This is a genomic window from Streptomyces sp. NPDC087787 (genome assembly GCF_044743035.1).
Lineage (GTDB): Bacteria > Actinomycetota > Actinomycetes > Streptomycetales > Streptomycetaceae > Streptomyces.
Map to the genome: position 1 here is coordinate 254,638 of NZ_JBIUVQ010000011.1, position 15,562 is coordinate 270,199.

At 71.6% G+C, this 15,562-nt stretch carries 11 protein-coding genes and 1 CRISPR repeat array; of the genes, 5 read left to right on the forward strand and 6 right to left on the reverse strand.

The annotated features are described in order from the left end of the window. Positions 1-112 precede the first annotated feature (112 nt). Positions 113-511: a DUF4307 domain-containing protein gene (locus tag ACIOWN_RS19685; protein ID WP_362346304.1), complete on the reverse strand. Its 399-nt coding sequence runs from the start codon at positions 509-511 to the stop codon at positions 113-115. 221 nt (positions 512-732) lie between these two features. Between ACIOWN_RS19685 and mca the strand changes: the two genes are divergently transcribed. Both mca and ACIOWN_RS19695 read left to right on the forward strand, forming a co-directional pair. Further along, on the forward strand, positions 733-1,590 hold the full coding sequence (gene mca, locus ACIOWN_RS19690; RefSeq protein WP_362346651.1) for a mycothiol conjugate amidase Mca: 858 nt from the start codon (positions 733-735) through the stop codon (positions 1,588-1,590). A gap of 6 nt (positions 1,591-1,596) precedes the next feature. Next, entirely contained in the window at positions 1,597-1,842 is a 246-nt protein-coding gene (locus ACIOWN_RS19695) for a hypothetical protein (RefSeq protein ID WP_362346302.1), read from the forward strand. A gap of 66 nt (positions 1,843-1,908) precedes the next feature. On the opposite strand, the gene ACIOWN_RS19700 is transcribed toward ACIOWN_RS19695, so the two are convergent. Next, a complete protein-coding gene (locus ACIOWN_RS19700) occupies positions 1,909-5,109 on the reverse strand; it encodes a tetratricopeptide repeat protein (protein ID WP_401982917.1) in 3,201 nt (1,066 codons plus the stop codon). Positions 5,110-5,300: 191 nt separating this feature from the next. Here ACIOWN_RS19700 and ACIOWN_RS19705 point away from each other — a divergent pair, with 191 nt between their 5' ends. Then, the gene (locus ACIOWN_RS19705; protein WP_401982919.1) at positions 5,301-7,334 is read left to right on the forward strand and encodes a thioredoxin domain-containing protein; all 2,034 of its coding nucleotides are present in this window, start codon (positions 5,301-5,303) and stop codon (positions 7,332-7,334) included. A gap of 32 nt (positions 7,335-7,366) precedes the next feature. On the opposite strand, the gene ACIOWN_RS19710 is transcribed toward ACIOWN_RS19705, so the two are convergent. The 4 genes from ACIOWN_RS19710 to ACIOWN_RS19725 form a co-directional block, all read right to left on the reverse strand. Further along, positions 7,367-8,098: a Mut7-C RNAse domain-containing protein gene (locus tag ACIOWN_RS19710; protein ID WP_401982921.1), complete on the reverse strand. Its 732-nt coding sequence runs from the start codon at positions 8,096-8,098 to the stop codon at positions 7,367-7,369. A gap of 34 nt (positions 8,099-8,132) precedes the next feature. Continuing rightward, on the reverse strand, positions 8,133-8,771 hold the full coding sequence (locus ACIOWN_RS19715) for a TetR/AcrR family transcriptional regulator (RefSeq protein WP_401982923.1): 639 nt from the start codon (positions 8,769-8,771) through the stop codon (positions 8,133-8,135). A gap of 14 nt (positions 8,772-8,785) precedes the next feature. Beyond that, complete coding sequence (locus tag ACIOWN_RS19720; RefSeq protein ID WP_362346294.1) at positions 8,786-10,339, reverse strand: MFS transporter; 1,554 nt, start codon at positions 10,337-10,339, stop codon at positions 8,786-8,788. Positions 10,340-10,453: 114 nt separating this feature from the next. Further along, complete coding sequence (locus tag ACIOWN_RS19725; protein WP_401982925.1) at positions 10,454-11,167, reverse strand: hemolysin III family protein; 714 nt, start codon at positions 11,165-11,167, stop codon at positions 10,454-10,456. Positions 11,168-11,455: 288 nt separating this feature from the next. On the opposite strand from ACIOWN_RS19725, the gene ACIOWN_RS19730 reads away from it, so the two are divergent. Both ACIOWN_RS19730 and rfbA read left to right on the forward strand, forming a co-directional pair. Beyond that, complete coding sequence (locus tag ACIOWN_RS19730; protein ID WP_401982927.1) at positions 11,456-13,303, forward strand: phosphoenolpyruvate carboxykinase (GTP); 1,848 nt, start codon at positions 11,456-11,458, stop codon at positions 13,301-13,303. 221 nt (positions 13,304-13,524) lie between these two features. Beyond that, the gene (gene rfbA / locus ACIOWN_RS19735) at positions 13,525-14,457 is read left to right on the forward strand and encodes a glucose-1-phosphate thymidylyltransferase RfbA (protein ID WP_362346288.1); all 933 of its coding nucleotides are present in this window, start codon (positions 13,525-13,527) and stop codon (positions 14,455-14,457) included. Positions 14,458-15,318: 861 nt separating this feature from the next. After that, a CRISPR array of direct repeats spans positions 15,319-15,542; the repeat unit is 26 nt; unit sequence CCGCAGGGAACCCAGGGCGTCACCGG. Positions 15,543-15,562: the final 20 nt, after the last annotated feature.

The window sequence follows — 15,562 nt, forward strand, 5'->3', positions numbered from 1 at the left end:
GGATGGGCGAAACCACGAGCCTAACAATTCCGGGCGCAAAGGGGGAGGACATAAGCCGTGAGACCTACGTCAATGCAGGTCAGCCACCGCTGTTCCGGTCTGCGCCGACGCGTCACCCGGCGTCGCAGCCCAGCAGCTCGGCCGTCGTGCCCCGGGCCGTCGTCCGCAGGGTGAGCACCTTGTCGATCTGCGAGGCGTGCTCGTCGAAGCGGAAGTCCGCCCGTCCGACCTCGGAGCCGTCGGCCGCCTGCGAGCGCAGCGTGCAGTAGCCGCGGGCGCCGGCGTCCTTGTGGACCTCCAGATGGACCCGCACCGCGTCGTCCGACGTCTGGAAGGCGACGACCTGCGCGCTGATCTTGTTCTGGCCGACGTAGTGGTAGGCGAAGTAGCCGATCAGGGCGAGCAGGGCCGCGCCCAGGACGGCACCGGTGATCTTGAGCTTGTGGTCGGCGCGCTCGTTCGCGGAGCGGCCGTAGCGACCCTCGGGCAGCCGGGTGCTCGCCGTGCTCATGATCGTCCTCTCGGCCGGTGCGGGACGGGCGCCCCGCGGGGGCTTCCGGAGCCGGACCCCGGAATTATTCGCCCCCCGATTCGGTCACTATAGAAGCCCGCGCCCGCCCGACCGACCGCGACCCCGGACCGATCCTGCCGCGGGACGGCACCGTTGACTGCCCGCCGAGCCGGGCACCGACTTGACCTGAGGACTGAGCCTTGACTGACCAGCTGCGACTGATGGCCGTGCACGCGCACCCCGACGACGAGTCGAGCAAGGGCGCGGCCACCATGGCCAAGTACGTTTCCGAGGGGGTGGACGTGCTGGTGGTGACCTGCACGGGCGGAGAGCGTGGCTCCATCCTCAACCCCAAGCTCCAGGGCGACAAGTACATCGAGGAGAACATCCACGAGGTGCGCAGGAAGGAGATGGACGAGGCCCGCGAGATCCTCGGCGTGCGCCAGGAGTGGCTCGGCTTCGTCGACTCCGGCCTGCCCGAGGGCGACCCGCTGCCCCCGCTGCCCGAGGGCTGCTTCGCCCTTGAGGACCTCGACAAGGCGGCCGGTGAGCTGGTCCGCCAGATCCGCTCCTTCCGTCCCCAGGTGATCACCACCTACGACGAGAACGGCGGCTACCCGCACCCCGACCACATCATGACCCACAAGATCTCGATGGTGGCTTTCGAGGGCGCCGCGGACGCCGAGAAGTACCCGGAGGACGAGTACGGCCCGGCCTACCAGCCGCAGAAGCTCTACTACAACCAGGGCTTCAACCGCCTGCGCACCGAGACGCTGCACCAGGCCCTGCTCGACCGGGGCCTGGAGTCCCCCTACGGCGAGTGGCTCAAGCGCTGGGAGAAGTCGGGGCACACCGAGCGCACGCTCACCACGCACGTCCCCTGTGCCGACTTCTTCGAGATCCGCGACAAGGCGCTGATCGCCCACGCCACGCAGATCGACCCCGACGGCGGCTGGTTCCGGGTGCCGATGGAGATCCAGAAGGAGGTCTGGCCGACGGAGGAGTACGAGCTCGCGAAGTCGCTCGTCGACACCTCGCTCCCGGAGGACGACCTCTTTGCGGGTGTCCGGCAGTCGTGAGGGACAATGCCTGACATGAGTGCAAGCGTGAGCCTGGCAATGACGCACCTGGTCCCTCTCGCCGAGTTCGACAAGAACAAGGTCACCCCCGGCGTCCTCGGCTTCGTCGTCTTCGCGGTGATGGCCCTCGCGGTGTGGGCCCTGATGAAGTCCATGAACCGCCACATGGGCAGGATCGACTTCAAGGAGGCCCCGGACCCCGCGGCGCGGCCCGGCGCCGCCTCCGGCGAGGCCAAGCCCGAGCGGGGCTGACACCCGGGCCGGCGGTGCGCCCACGGCCTCTCGTGCGGGCCGGGCCGGCCCGGCCCGGACGGAAGATCAGTTACGGTCCGGCACCGCCACCCCCATCACCTCCCGCGCGTGCCGCTCCGGCACCATGCCCAGGCGCCAGGCCTGCCAGCCCGCCTCCAGGCTCACTCCGCGCTCCAGGAGGAGCCGGTAGGCCTCGACGTAGTCGTTCAGCTTGCCGTCGCGCAGCGGATGCGCGCCGCGGGCGAGCTGGGCCAGTTCCTCCTGGGCCACCGCCGTGCCGACCTCCGTGCCGCCGGGGGCCGCGTACGGCAGCAGGGTGCAGCGCAGGAACCGCGCCCAGTCCTCGCCGCGGCGGTCCCCGTAGGTGGCGAACAGGGCCAGCGCCTCGTCGCACAGGGACAGCGCCTGCTGGGTGCGCGCGTTGCCGGCGTCCACCACGGCCAGCTCCAGACACGTCCACGCCTGACCGTGCGCCAGGCCGATGCGCTGGAAGTCGGCGCGGGCGTCGACGAGGAGCTGGCGGGCGAAACCCGAGTTGCGCAGTGAGCCGGTCTGCGCCGCCCGCTGGTCCCGGGTGACCCGGGCCGAGTGGTGCCGGGCGCAGGCCAGTCCGTACACGTCCCGCATCCGGGAGAACATGGTGCGCGCACGCTCCAGCTCGCGCACCGACTGGTCGAGTGCGCCGGTCTCCTCAAGCGCCTGACCGAGGTAGTACAGCGTCCACGCCTCGCCGCGCGCGTCCTCGTTGTCCCGGTGCCGCGCCGCCGCCTGCCGCAGCTCCTCCACCGCCTCGGCCGTCTCGCCGGCCAGCAGCCGGGCCCGGGCGAGCTGGGTGAGGGCCCAGGCCTCGCCACGGGCGTCCCTGGTGCGGCGGTAGCGTTCCAGCGCCTGGCGCAGATCCGCCTCGGCCCGCTCCACGTCGCCCCTGCGCAGCGCGAGCTGGCCGAGCTGGAAGTGGGCCCACGCCTCGCCGTGCACCGAACCGCCCTCCCGGTGCAGCACCAGCGACTGCGTGAGCAGCTCCAGCGCCTCCGCCAGGTGCGCCCGGTCCCGCTCCACCGCCGCCAGCGCGTGCATCGTCCAGGCGCGGTCGGTCGCCAGCTCGGGCGCCGCCTGGAGATCGAGGGCCTCCCGCAAGCGGGCCGCCGCCTCTGTCAGGTTGCCCTGGTGGTGCAGCGTGATGCCGAGGGAGTTCAGCGCGCGGGCCGCGCCCGCTTCGTGGTGAGCCTCCCGGTAGAGGTCGACGACCGAGGCCAGCGTGGTCCGCGCCTTGTCCAGCTCGCCGAGCTGGCGGGCGGCGATGCCGGTACGCCATTGCACCGACCGGACAAGAAGTCCCTGGTCGACGGCCTGGGTCAGCTCGCTGATCTCCCCCAGCCGGTACAGGTCGCCGCGCAGCAGGCAGTAGTCGCACAGGGCGCCGAGCAGGTTCAGCACGGCGCCCTGGTTCACGCCCTCCGCGTGCCTGAGGGCGGCCGTGATGAAGCTCGACTCGTCGTCCAGCCAGCGCAGCGCCTCGTCCAGGGAGGTGAAACCGTGCGGGCTGAAGCGGTCCGACCGGGTGGACATGTTCCCGTCGACCAGGCGCAGCACGGAGTCGGCCAGCTCGGCGTAGTTCTCGATCAGCCGTTCCTGCGCGGCCGTCCGCTCGGCGGGGTCCTCCTCGTCCAGCAGACGCGCGTGCGCGAAGGCCCGCACCAGGTCGTGCAGCCGGTAGCGGTTGCCCCGCACATGGTCGATCAGACCCGCCCTGGCGAGGGCGGTCAGCTGCCTCTTCGCCTCCGTCTCGTCCGTGGCCAGCAGCGCGGCCGCCGCCGCGCCGCCCATGGAGGCGCGTCCGGCCAGGGCGAGCCGTCTCAGCAGCCTGCGGCCCTGCTCCGACTGGTCGGTGTAGCGCAGCCACAGGACACGCTCCACCGGCTCCACCGGGCCGTACGCGCCGAGGTCGCCGGCCAGCCGGCGCGGTGAGCGAGGGCCGAGGCAGGAGCCCGCGATGCGCAGGGCCAGCGGCAGCCCGCCGCACAACTGCGTGATCCGGTCGGTGGATTCCGCGTCGTAGGGCCCCGAGCTGTCCTGTGCGGCGGCCGTCAGCAGCTCCTCCGCACCCACCGCGTCCAGTGCCTCGACGGGCAGTTGGTGCACCCAGGCGGGCAGGTCGGCGGGCAGCCGCAGTGGTTCGCGGGCGGTGACCAGGACCAGGCTGTCGGAGCGCTCGGGGACCAGGGCGCGGACCTGCTCGGCGTCCGAGGCGTCGTCCAGCACGATCGTGACCGGCAGCCCGGTCAGATGCTGGTGGTACAGCTCGCCGAGCCGTTTGAGCTGCTGATCGGGGGAGGTGCGGTCACGGAACAGCAGTTGCTCGCGGGGCGCGCCGAGCCGGTTCAGCAGGTGCAGCAGGGCGTCGCGGACGGGAAGCGGCGGCTCCTCCCTGCTGCCGCCGCGCAGGTCGACCACGACCGCGCCCCGGAACTGGTCCTTCAGATCGTGGGCCGCGCGGACCGCCAGCGTGCTGCGGCCGGAGCCCGGCGCTCCGTGCAGGACCACGACGGTCGGCCGGGTCTCGGTGGACGCGCGGGCCGCCTGCACCCACTGCCGGATCCGCGCCATCTCCTGCCGCCGCCCCGCGAACACTCCCACGGACTCGGGCAGTTGGCCGAACGACTGCTCGAGGGCACTGCGTCTGCGGGCCGCCGCGCTCTTGTCCGTGCCGCGCAGCCGGGGCGCCGCCTTCTTCGGCGTGGTGGACGCGCTCAGCACCCGCTGCTGGTCGAGGAACGGGCGGATGCCGCGCACCTCCAGCGCGGTCAGCCACTGCAACCGCAACTGCTGCGGTCCGCCGGGCTGGCCTGCCGCCCCGGCCCGGCGGTGGGCGGCGGGTACATGGGTGGCGGTCACCTTCACCACGGTGGCGGCGGCGCCCACCACCCCGGCGGTGACGCCCGCGCCGACGGCGGTGCCGCCTCCGGTGCCCAGCGCCAGATCGGCGACGACGGCGGCGAGTCCCGCAACTCCCGCGACGAGCAGGGGCGTTCCGCCGCCCTCGCGGGCGTAGCGCTGGGCGAACGTGAGCTGCCCGGCCGCCGCCTCGTCCAGCGCCCGCGTGTAGGCCCCGTACTCCTCCGCCGCGGCCTCGGCCATGGTGTCCAGCGCGCCGCGCGCCCGGGACAGCAGCACGCTTCCGTCCACCCGGCCGCCCGAGCGGCGAACCTCCTCCTCCACGGCCCGAGTCAGCAGCCGCTCGGCGTCCACCCGATGGCCATCTCGCATGTCCCGTCCCCCTCCGGCGACAACTCCGTTGCCTACGAGTGTCCTTCGGCTCGCGCGGGAGCGCGAGGGGGCGGCGATCACATGTCCCGACCGCCGCCGACCCCCGGGAAGCGAAGAGCTGCGGGCACACGAGGAGTCGCGGTGCGATCACCCTCCGCGTCCGGCGGCGCGGGGTGAGGCAGGATGGGGGTATGCCGAACCGACTGGCCCACGAGACGTCCCCCTACCTGCTCCAGCACGCCGACAACCCGGTCGACTGGTGGCCGTGGTCGGCGGAGGCCTTCGAGGAGGCGCGGCGGCGCGATGTCCCCGTGCTGCTGAGCGTCGGATACAGCAGTTGCCACTGGTGCCACGTCATGGCGCACGAATCCTTCGAGGACGCGGCCACCGCCGCGTTCCTCGGCGAGCACTTCGTCAGCGTCAAGGTGGACCGCGAGGAGCGGCCCGACGTCGACGCCGTGTACATGGAGGCCGTGCAGGCGGCCACCGGGCAGGGCGGATGGCCGATGACCGTGTTCCTCACGCCCGACGCCGAGCCGTTCTACTTCGGCACGTACTTCCCGCCCGGGCCCCGGCACGGCATGCCCTCCTTCCGGCAGGTCCTCGAAGGGGTGCGGCAGGCCTGGCAGACCCGGCGGGACGAGGTCGCCGACGTCGCCGGGAAGATCGTGCGGGACCTGTCACAGCGGGAGATCGGCTACGGCACCGCGCGGCCGCCGGGGGACGAGGAGGCGGCGCAGGCGCTGCTCGCGCTCACCCGGGAGTACGACGCCCGGCGCGGCGGGTTCGGCGGCGCGCCGAAGTTCCCGCCGTCGATGGTGATCGAGTTCCTGCTGCGGCACCACGCCCGCACCGGCTCCGAGGGAGCCCTCCAGATGGCGGCGGACACCTGCGAGCGGATGGCCCGCGGCGGCATCCACGACCAGCTCGGCGGCGGCTTCGCCCGGTACTCCGTCGACCGCGACTGGGTGGTGCCGCACTTCGAGAAGATGCTGTACGACAACGCCCTGCTGTGCCGGGTCTACGCCCACCTGTGGCGGGCCACCGGCTCCGACTTCGCCCGCCGGGTGGCCCTCACGACCGCCGACTTCATGGTGCGCGAACTGCGCACGGCGGAAGGCGGGTTCGCCTCGGCCCTGGACGCGGACAGCGATGACGGCACGGGCCGGCACGTCGAGGGCGCCTACTACGTGTGGACCCCCGCCCAACTGAGGGAGGCACTCGGCGCCGAGGACGCCGAACTCGCCGCCCGCTGCTTCGGCGTGACCGAGGAGGGCACCTTCGAACAGGGCGCCTCCGTTCTGCAACTCCCCGTGCAAGAAGGCGTGTTCGACGCCGACCGGGTCGAGTCCGTACGGCGCCGGCTGCTGGCGAAGCGGGCCGAGCGCCCGGCACCGGGCCGGGACGACAAGGTCGTCGCCGCCTGGAACGGGCTGGCGATCGCCGCCCTCGCCGAGACCGGCGCCTACTTCGACCGCCCGGACCTGGTCGAGGCCGCGGTCGGCGCCGCCGATCTGCTGGTCCGGCTGCACATGGACGAGCACGCCGCGCTGCGTCGTACCAGCAGGGACGGCCGGGCCGGAGCCAACGCCGGGGTGCTGGAGGACTACGCCGACGTCGCCGAGGGCTTCCTCGCCCTCGCCTCCGTCACCGGCGAGGGCGTCTGGCTGGAGTTCGCCGGGCTGCTCCTCGGGCATGTGCTCACCCGGTTCGCCGACCCGGAGACGGGCGCCCTGTACGACACCGCCGCCGACGCCGAGCAGTTGATCCGCCGGCCCCAGGACCCCACCGACAATGCCACCCCCTCCGGCTGGTCGGCGGCGGCCGGCGCCCTGCTCGGCTACGCCGCCCACACGGGTTCCGAGGCCCACCGCACCGCCGCCGAGCGGGCGCTTGGCGTGGTGGGCGCGCTCGGCCCGCGCGTTCCGCGCTTCACCGGCTGGGGGCTGGCCGTCGCCGAGGCCCTGCTGGACGGCCCGCGCGAGGTCGCGGTCGTCGGCCCGTCCCTCGACGACGCGGCGGCAAGGGCCCTGCACCGTACGGCACTTCTGGGCACCGCCCCCGGCGCGGTCGTCGCGTACGGCACTCCGGACAGCGAGGAGTTCCCGCTGCTCGCCGACCGCCCTCTCGTCCACGGCGAGCCGACCGCCTACGTCTGCCGCGACTTCACCTGCGACGCCCCCACGACCGACCCGGACCGCCTGCGCACCGTGCTCGGCGGCTGAGCCGGGCACCGGGCACCCACTCGGGAAGGACGTCAGCTCCGGTCGGCGTACCCGGCCAGGGCGCGCTCCACGATGGCCTCCAACTGGTCGTGGTGGGCGCCCTTCCAGTAGGCGCGGCCGCAGTCGAGGCAGCGGGCGAAGACGTCGTACGTGCGGTGCGTGCCGTGTTCGAGCTGGTCGGCGACCTCGTCCTTCGTGGCCTCCCGCACCAGTCCGTTGCAGGCGGTGCAGCGGGTCCAGGGGCGCAGCTCGGGGCGGAAGCGGTCGAGGACGTCCTGGAGCTGGTCCTCGGGGCGGGTGCTGTAGACGTACGCGCCGGCCCACAGCTCACGGCGGCGCAGCAGGCCCCGGTCGCGGCTCAGCATGACCCGCTTCTCGGCGGCCGACCGGGCGGCGAGCGCCGGGTCGCCGATGTCGGTGGACTCGTACGCGGTGTCGACGCCCAGCAGGCGCAGCCGGCGGGCGAGGGTGCCCAGGTGCACGTCGAGGAGGAAGCGCAGGGGAGCGCCGGGGACCTGCTGGGGGCGTGCGACGGCGCACACCTGGACCGTCTCGGCCGCCCGCGGCACGTACGACACCGACACCTCACGGCCGTCCACCACCAGCGCGCCGACCTCGGTGAGCGGCACGCCCAGGGACTCCACGACGTGGCCGAGCGTCGAGACGCCGTCCGTGACGACCGCGGTGGCGCCGGGGCGCCGGTGGTGCGGGACGAACAGGTGCAGGCCGGGGTCGAACCCGACGTGGATCACGGGACCGTTCACCCGGACAGGATGGCACGGGCGGAGGGCCGTGGGCTCACGGATTTCCGGTGGGCAGGCCGTGTTCCAGGACGTCCATGGCCCGGTCCATGAGGTCGCTCAGCTCACCCTCGCACCCGTTCTCGGCCCAGTACAGGGAGACCTCCATCAGGCCGCCCATGAGGGACATGGCGAAGACCCGCACCTCCAGGCTGTCCTGGTCCAGGCCGGTGCGGGCGGCGACGGCCTGGCGGATGAGCAGGCCGGCTGCCGACATGCTCTCCATCATCCGGGCGCGGACCGCGGGAACCTCCACGCCCAGCCGGGCGCGCAGCCGGGACACCTCGGGCTCGTCGCTCATTCCCAGCGCGAGGGCTTTGTGCATCACGTGCCGGAGGGAGTCCATCCACGGCTCGTCGACGGGCCGGGCCCGCAGCTCCTCCAGCATGATCTCGTCGTACTCGTCCGTGAGGACGATGTCCTCCTTGGTCGGGAAGTAACGGAAGACGGTCGACGGCGACACCTCGGCGCGGTCGGCGATCTGCTCGATCGTCGTGGCGTCGTACCCCTGCTCCTCGATCAGCGCGTACGTCGCCGTACGGATCGCCTGCCGGGTCTTGAGCTTCTTGCGCTCCCTCAGTCCCATCGTGGGGCGGTCGGCTGGGGTGCTGGTACGTGCGGCCGTCATGAAGGTCATTGTCCGGCATCGGGTCAGGGCCGGGCCATGGCCGGGTCCTGACCCGGCTCGGCCTCCACGGCGCCGCGGGCGCCGCCCGGCAGGAACGCGGCCGCCAGCAGCGCCGCCACCACCGAGGCGATCCCGCCCACCAGCAGCACCAGGCCCATGCCGTGCACGTACGCGCCGTTCGCGGAGGCCGCGAGGTGCGCCGAGCCCGTCCTCTCGGCGACGAGGTGTGCCGCGACCACGGACCGTTCGGCGGTGTGGGCGGTGCCGGCGGGCAGGCCGGTGACGTCGAGCCGTTGCCGGAAGGCGCTCGCCAGGAGGCTGCCGAGCAGGGCGATGCCGACCGCGCCGCCGACCTGGCGCAGCGTCATCAGCAGGCCGGAGCCGCTGCCCGCCCGGTCGGCGGGCAGGGCGCCCAGCGCCCCGTCCATGGCCGGGACGACGGAGAAGCCGAAGCCGGCACCGGCGATCGACAGCCACAGGGCGGTGAAGCCGTAGCCGGAGTCCACCGTCGTACGGCTGCCCAGCAGCGCGGCGAAGGCGAGCACGACCAGGCCCGCGGTGACCACGGCCCGCGGTCCGAACCGGGCGACGACCGGCTGCGCGCCCTTCGCGGCGACCAGCAGCCCGCCCATCATGGGCAGCAGCCGCACCCCGGTGCCGAGCGCGTCGTGGCCGAGCACGGCCTGGAGGTAGGGCGGCAGCACGAACATCAGTCCGCTCAGCACGAACATCACGAGGGTCGCGGCGATCGTGTTGAACAGGAAGCCTCGCCGGGCGAGCAGCGTCATGTCGAGCATGGGGCGGGCCTCGCGGCGCTCGCGCAGTACCAGCCCGGCCAGGAGGACGGCGGCTGCGGCGAACATGGCGAGTACGCGGGGGTCGCCCCAGCCGCGGTCGGGAGCCTCGATGATCGCGTAGATCAGCGCGCCGAGGCCGGTCGCCGTGAGTGCCGTGGAGAGGGTGTCGACCTTCGGGGACGCAGGATCCCGCGTCTCTGGGAGCAGGAAGACGCAGGCGGCCACACCGATGGCGGCCATGGGCACGTTGATCAGGAACACCGAGCCCCACCAGAAGTGGTTCAGCAGCCAGCCGCCGATGATCGGGCCGAGCGGCAGGCCGAGCGCGGAGGCGGCCGAGATGACGCCGACGGCCTTGGTGCGCTCCTCGGGCCCGAACATCGAGGGCAGCACGGACAGGGCGAGCGGCATGACCAGGGCCCCGCCGACCCCCATGACCGCGCGGGCGGCGACCACCGCGTGCACGTCCGCGGCCAGGGCGCCGACCACGGAACCGGCGAGGAAGACGCCGAGCCCGGCGATCAGCATCAGGCGCCGTCCGAACCGGTCGCCGAGCAGTCCGGCGGGGAGCATCAGCGCCGCGAAGACGACGACGTACGCGTCCACCATCCACTGCTGCTGTCCGGTGGTGGCGCCGAGGTCCTTCGCCATGGTCGGGAGGGCCACGTTGAGGATCGTCATGTCGAAGCCGAGCACGAGCATGCTCGCGACCAGGGCCGCGAGGGCCCACCAGCGGCGGGGATCGCGCCGCGCGTCTTCAGCGTAAGTGAGAGCAACCATGAAATGAAAGTAGCTCTCAAAAAATAAAGCACGTCAATCGGCGTCGGGTTCCGGGCGCACGAAAACGGCCACGGCTCGTGCGAGCCGTGGCCGGGTGGGAGAGGGCGTGTCGCGTTACGCGTGCTGGTACGCGACCAGCGAGATGCCCACGTAGTGCACCACGAAGGCGGCCAGCGTGAGGGAGTGGAAGACCTCGTGGAAGCCGAACCAGCTCGGCGACGGGTTCGGCCGCTTGATGCCGTAGACCACGCCGCCCGCGCTGTAGAGGAGTCCGCCGACGACGACCAGGATCAGGACGGCGATGCCGCCGGTGCGCAGGAAGTCGGGCAGGAAGAACACGGCCGCCCAGCCCATCGCGATGTAGCAGGGGGTGTAGAGCCAGCGCGGGGCGCCGACCCAGAAGACGCGGAAGGCGATGCCGGCGGCCGCCGCGGCCCATATGCCCCACAGCAGCCACTGCCCCTTGGTGCCGGGCAGGAGGAGCAGGGTGAGCGGCGTGTACGTGCCCGCGATGATCAGGAAGATGTTGGCGTGATCGAGCCGGCGCAGTACGCCGCCCATGCGCGGCCCCCAGTCGCCCCGGTGGTACAGGGCGCTGACGCCGAAGAGCAGGCAGGCGGTGAGGGCGTAGATCCCGCAGGCGATCCGCCCGCGGGCGGAGCCGGCCAGCGCGGTGAGTGCGAGCCCCGCGACGAGTACGGCCGGGAACATGCCCAGATGCAGCCAGCCGCGCAGCTTCGGCTTGACCGGGTGCGGCGGGGTGGGCGCGACCGGACCGCGGCCGGCGGCCGGCGTGTCCAGGGGCGCGTCGGGGGCGGACGCAGTCATGCGCGCATGATACCGACGGCACCGTAAGTCGCCTGTCAGACCCGGACCGTGAGCAGCGGCGACTGGCCCGAACGCAAAAAGACCTTCAGTCGAACCCAACGTGGACGCAAAGAATCGCGGGAATCGTGGCATTACTCACGTCGCTCACCTGTGACGCCCCCTGGACAGATGGGCACTCTCGTCGGATGATCAAATGAGTGCGGTCGGCACCGGATGAGCGGCTACGAAGCGTCCGGGTCGCAGCCCCCACGGGGCGACAAGACAAAAACCCCTCATTTAGGAGCGATCGTGGCGCGCGACATCGCGGCTCCCCCCGTCATCCCCACCCACCACAAGGAACTGATCTCGTGGGTCAATGAGATCGCCGAACTGACGCAGCCGGACAGCGTGGTCTGGTGTGACGGATCCGAGGCCGAGTACGAGCGACTGTGCGAGGAGCTCGTCCGGAAGGGCACCTTCCGGAAACTCGACCCGATCAAGCGCCCCAACTCCTACTACGCGGCCTCGGACCCGTCCGACGTGGCCCGCGTGGAGGACCGGACGTTCATCTGTTCCGAGAAGGAGCAGGACGCCGGCCCGACCAACCACTGGAAGGCGCCCGCCGAGATGCGGGAGATCTTCCAGGGGGCGGACGGCAAGGGAGGGATCTTCCGCGGCTCGATGAAGGGCCGGACGATGTACGTCGTCCCGTTCTGCATGGGCCCGCTGGGCTCGCCGCTGTCCGCGATAGGCGTCGAGATCACCGACTCCGCCTACGTCGCGGTGTCGATGCGCACCATGACCCGCATGGGACAGCCGGTGCTGGACGAGCTCGGCGACGACGGCTTCTTCGTCAAGGCCGTCCACACCCTGGGCGCCCCGCTGGAGCCGGGCCAGGAGGACGTCCCGTGGCCGTGCAACTCCACCAAGTACATCTCGCACTTCCCCGAGGCCCGCGAGATCTGGTCCTACGGCTCCGGATACGGCGGCAACGCGCTGCTCGGCAAGAAGTGCTACGCCCTGCGCATCGCCTCCGTCATGGCGCGCGACGAGGGCTGGCTGGCCGAGCACATGCTGATCCTCAAGCTCACCCCGCCCACCGGTGAGGCCAAGTACGTCGCGGCCGCCTTCCCGAGCGCCTGCGGCAAGACCAACCTCGCCATGCTGGAGCCCACGATCTCCGGCTGGACCGTCGAGACCATCGGTGACGACATCGCGTGGATGCGGTTCGGCGAGGACGGCCGGCTGTACGCGATCAACCCCGAGGCCGGTTTCTTCGGGGTCGCGCCCGGCACCGGCGAGCACACCAACGCCAACGCCATGAAGACGCTGTGGGGCAACTCGGTCTTCACCAACGTCGCCCTGACCGACGACGGCGACGTGTGGTGGGAGGGCATGACGGAGGAGACCCCGGCGCACCTCACCGACTGGAAGGGCAACTCCTGGACCCCCGCGTCCGGGACGCCCGCCGCCCACCCCAACGCCCGCTTCACCACGCCCGCCGCGCAGTGCCCGATCATCGCACCGGAGTGGGAGGACCCCAAGGGCGTGCCGATCTCGGCGATCCTGTTCGGCGGCCGCCGCGCCTCCGCGGTGCCGCTGGTGACGGAGTCCTTCGACTGGAACCACGGCGTCTTCCTCGGCGCCAACGTCGCCTCCGAGAAGACGGCCGCCGCCGAGGGCAAGGTCGGCGAGCTGCGCCGCGACCCGTTCGCCATGCTGCCGTTCTGCGGCTACAACATGGGCGACTACATGGGCCACTGGATCAAGGTCGGCAAGGCCGCCGAGCAGCGTGACGGCGACCAGTCCAAGCTGCCGAAGATCTACTACGTCAACTGGTTCCGCAAGAACGACGAGGGCAAGTTCGTCTGGCCGGGCTTCGGCGAGAACAGCCGCGTCCTGAAGTGGATCGTGGAGCGCCTGGACGGCACCGCCGAGGGCGTCGAGACCCCGATCGGCGTCCTGCCGACCAAGGCCGCCCTGGACACGGACGGCCTCGAACTGTCCGAGTCCGACCTGGAGTTCCTGCTCACGGTCGACAAGGACGTATGGCGTGAGGAGGCCGGGCTGGTCCCCGACCACCTGAACACCTTCGGCGACCACACGCCCGAGGAGCTGTGGGACCAGTACCGCGCGCTCGTCGAGCGCCTGGGCTGACGCGGTCCCCTTCAAGGCTCCGCGGCCGGCTGACCGACCTGCCCTGACCTGCAACGTCGTCCCGGCCGGCCGCGGCGACGAACCCGAGAGGCCGGGTGCGCACAACGGCGTGCGCACCCGGCCTCTTCGGTGTGCGAGTGGCGGTGGCCGGCCGAGTCCGCAGAGACGCGCACCTCGTGCCCAAAAGCAGCATTCATGGACAATTCGCCTATGGTGATGCCATGCGCGGAATCCTGTTGGCCGGAGGTACCGGCTCGCGACTGTGGCCGTTGACCCGCACGGTGTCGAAGCAACTGCTGCCGGTCTTCGACAAACCCATGGTCTATTATCCGCTTTCCACACTGATGATGGCCGGAATCCGAGAAATTCTGATCATCACCACCCCGGAAGACCAGCAGCAGTTCCGCCGGTTGCTGGGCGACGGCAGTCAACTCGGACTGCGATTCGACTACATGGCACAGGAACGCCCGGAGGGAATCGCCCAGGCCTTCCTGCTGGCGGCCGACTTCGTCGGCGGCGAGCCGGTCTCCCTGATCCTGGGCGACAACATCTTCCACGGCAGCGGCCTCGGTACCCGGCTGGCCCGCAACGCGGACGTGCAGGGGGGCACGGTGTTCGCCTACCCCGTGGCCAACCCCTCGGCCTACGGCGTCGTGGAGTTCGACGCACTGGGCCGGGCCCTGTCCATCGAGGAGAAGCCGGCCCGGCCCCGGTCGCGGTACGCCGTGCCCGGACTGTACTTCTACGATCATCGGGTCGTCGACATCGCCCGGAGTCTGCGGCCCAGCGCCCGGGGCGAGTTGGAGATCACCGACCTCAACCGCGCCTATCTGGAGAACGGGAGCCTGCGCGTCGTCCGGCTGGACCGGGGCACGGCGTGGTTGGACACGGGCACCTTCGCCTCGATGGTCCAGGCATCGGAGTACGTCCGCGTGGTCGAGGAGCGCCAGGGCTTCAAGATCGGCTGTGTCGAGGAGGCGGCCTGGCGGGCCGGTCTGATCGACGACGCCCGGCTCCGCGAACTGGCCCGGCCGCTGCTCAAGAGCGGTTACGGCCACTATCTGCTGGGCCTGCTGGAGGACCCCCGGTCCGTCGTCATGCCCCAGCCGGGCGGTGAATGGCGCCGGGAAGGAGCGCTGCGTAGTGGAGGGTGATTGCACGAGTGGTTCAAGGGCGGGAGAAACAACTCCGTGGTCGTATGTCCGTGTTCTGCGGGATGCGCGTCACCATGTGAGCGGGGTCAATCCCCTCGGCTCTCGTCTTGCCATTTCTGCCCCTCCTCCGAGGGGTGTGCCGATTGCCGCAGAGACCGTCCGAGCAGCGTCTTGGGCGGAGGTGTCCGCGGAATTAGGGCCCGCACGAAAGAGGTACGGGGGAACGAACGTAGGCCAATTCGGGCGTATTGAGGCTGCTCGGGTGATTCACCGACCATGCACTGTGTTTGCTGCGTAAATTTCCGTCACCGTGAGTAAAGAATGTCCTCGTCCGTGGCCAAGGGCACGTGACCCGCATGCGAACGAAGCGCACCGACTGCGCGTGCTTGCGGTTTGATCCCCTCCCAGTTCCTGAGGAAGGTTCTCTTGAACCGTAGAACGATCCGAAGTTCACGTTTGAGGTCGGCCACGCTCGTATCGGCGAGCGCGCTCGCCGTGGCGCTCAACGTTGCCTCGAGCACGGCTGCCATCGCCAACGCGATCGAGAGGTCGAGCGATCGCAATGCGGCCGTGACAGCCGGCTCCAACGATCCGTGGGCCGACAGGGGCCACCACGATCGCGGCCCGCAGGGGCCGCAGGGCAAGCAGGGCCCGCAGGGTCCGCAGGGCAAGGAAGGCAAGCAGGGCCCGAAGGGCGACAAGGGTGACCGTGGCCCCAAGGGTGACCGTGGTTCCAAGGGTGACCGTGGCCCCAAGGGTGACCGCGGTCCCCAGGGACCGCAGGGTCCCGGAGGCGTCGGGGCGGGTCAGCAGGGTCCCCAGGGTCCGCAGGGAACCCAGGGTGTGCCTGGTGCCACGGGTCCGCAGGGAACCCAGGGCGTCACCGGCGCGACCGGTGCCACGGGTCCGCAGGGAACCCAGGGCGTCACCGGTGCCACCGGTCCCGGGGGCCCGCAGGGAACCCAGGGCAATCAGGGCGTGCCCGGCGAGCAGGGCATCCCGGGTGTTCAGGGTCCGCAGGGAACCCAGGGCGTCACCGGCGCGACCGGTGCCACGGGTCCGCAGGGAACCCAGGGCGTCACCGGTGCCACCGGTCCCGGGGGCC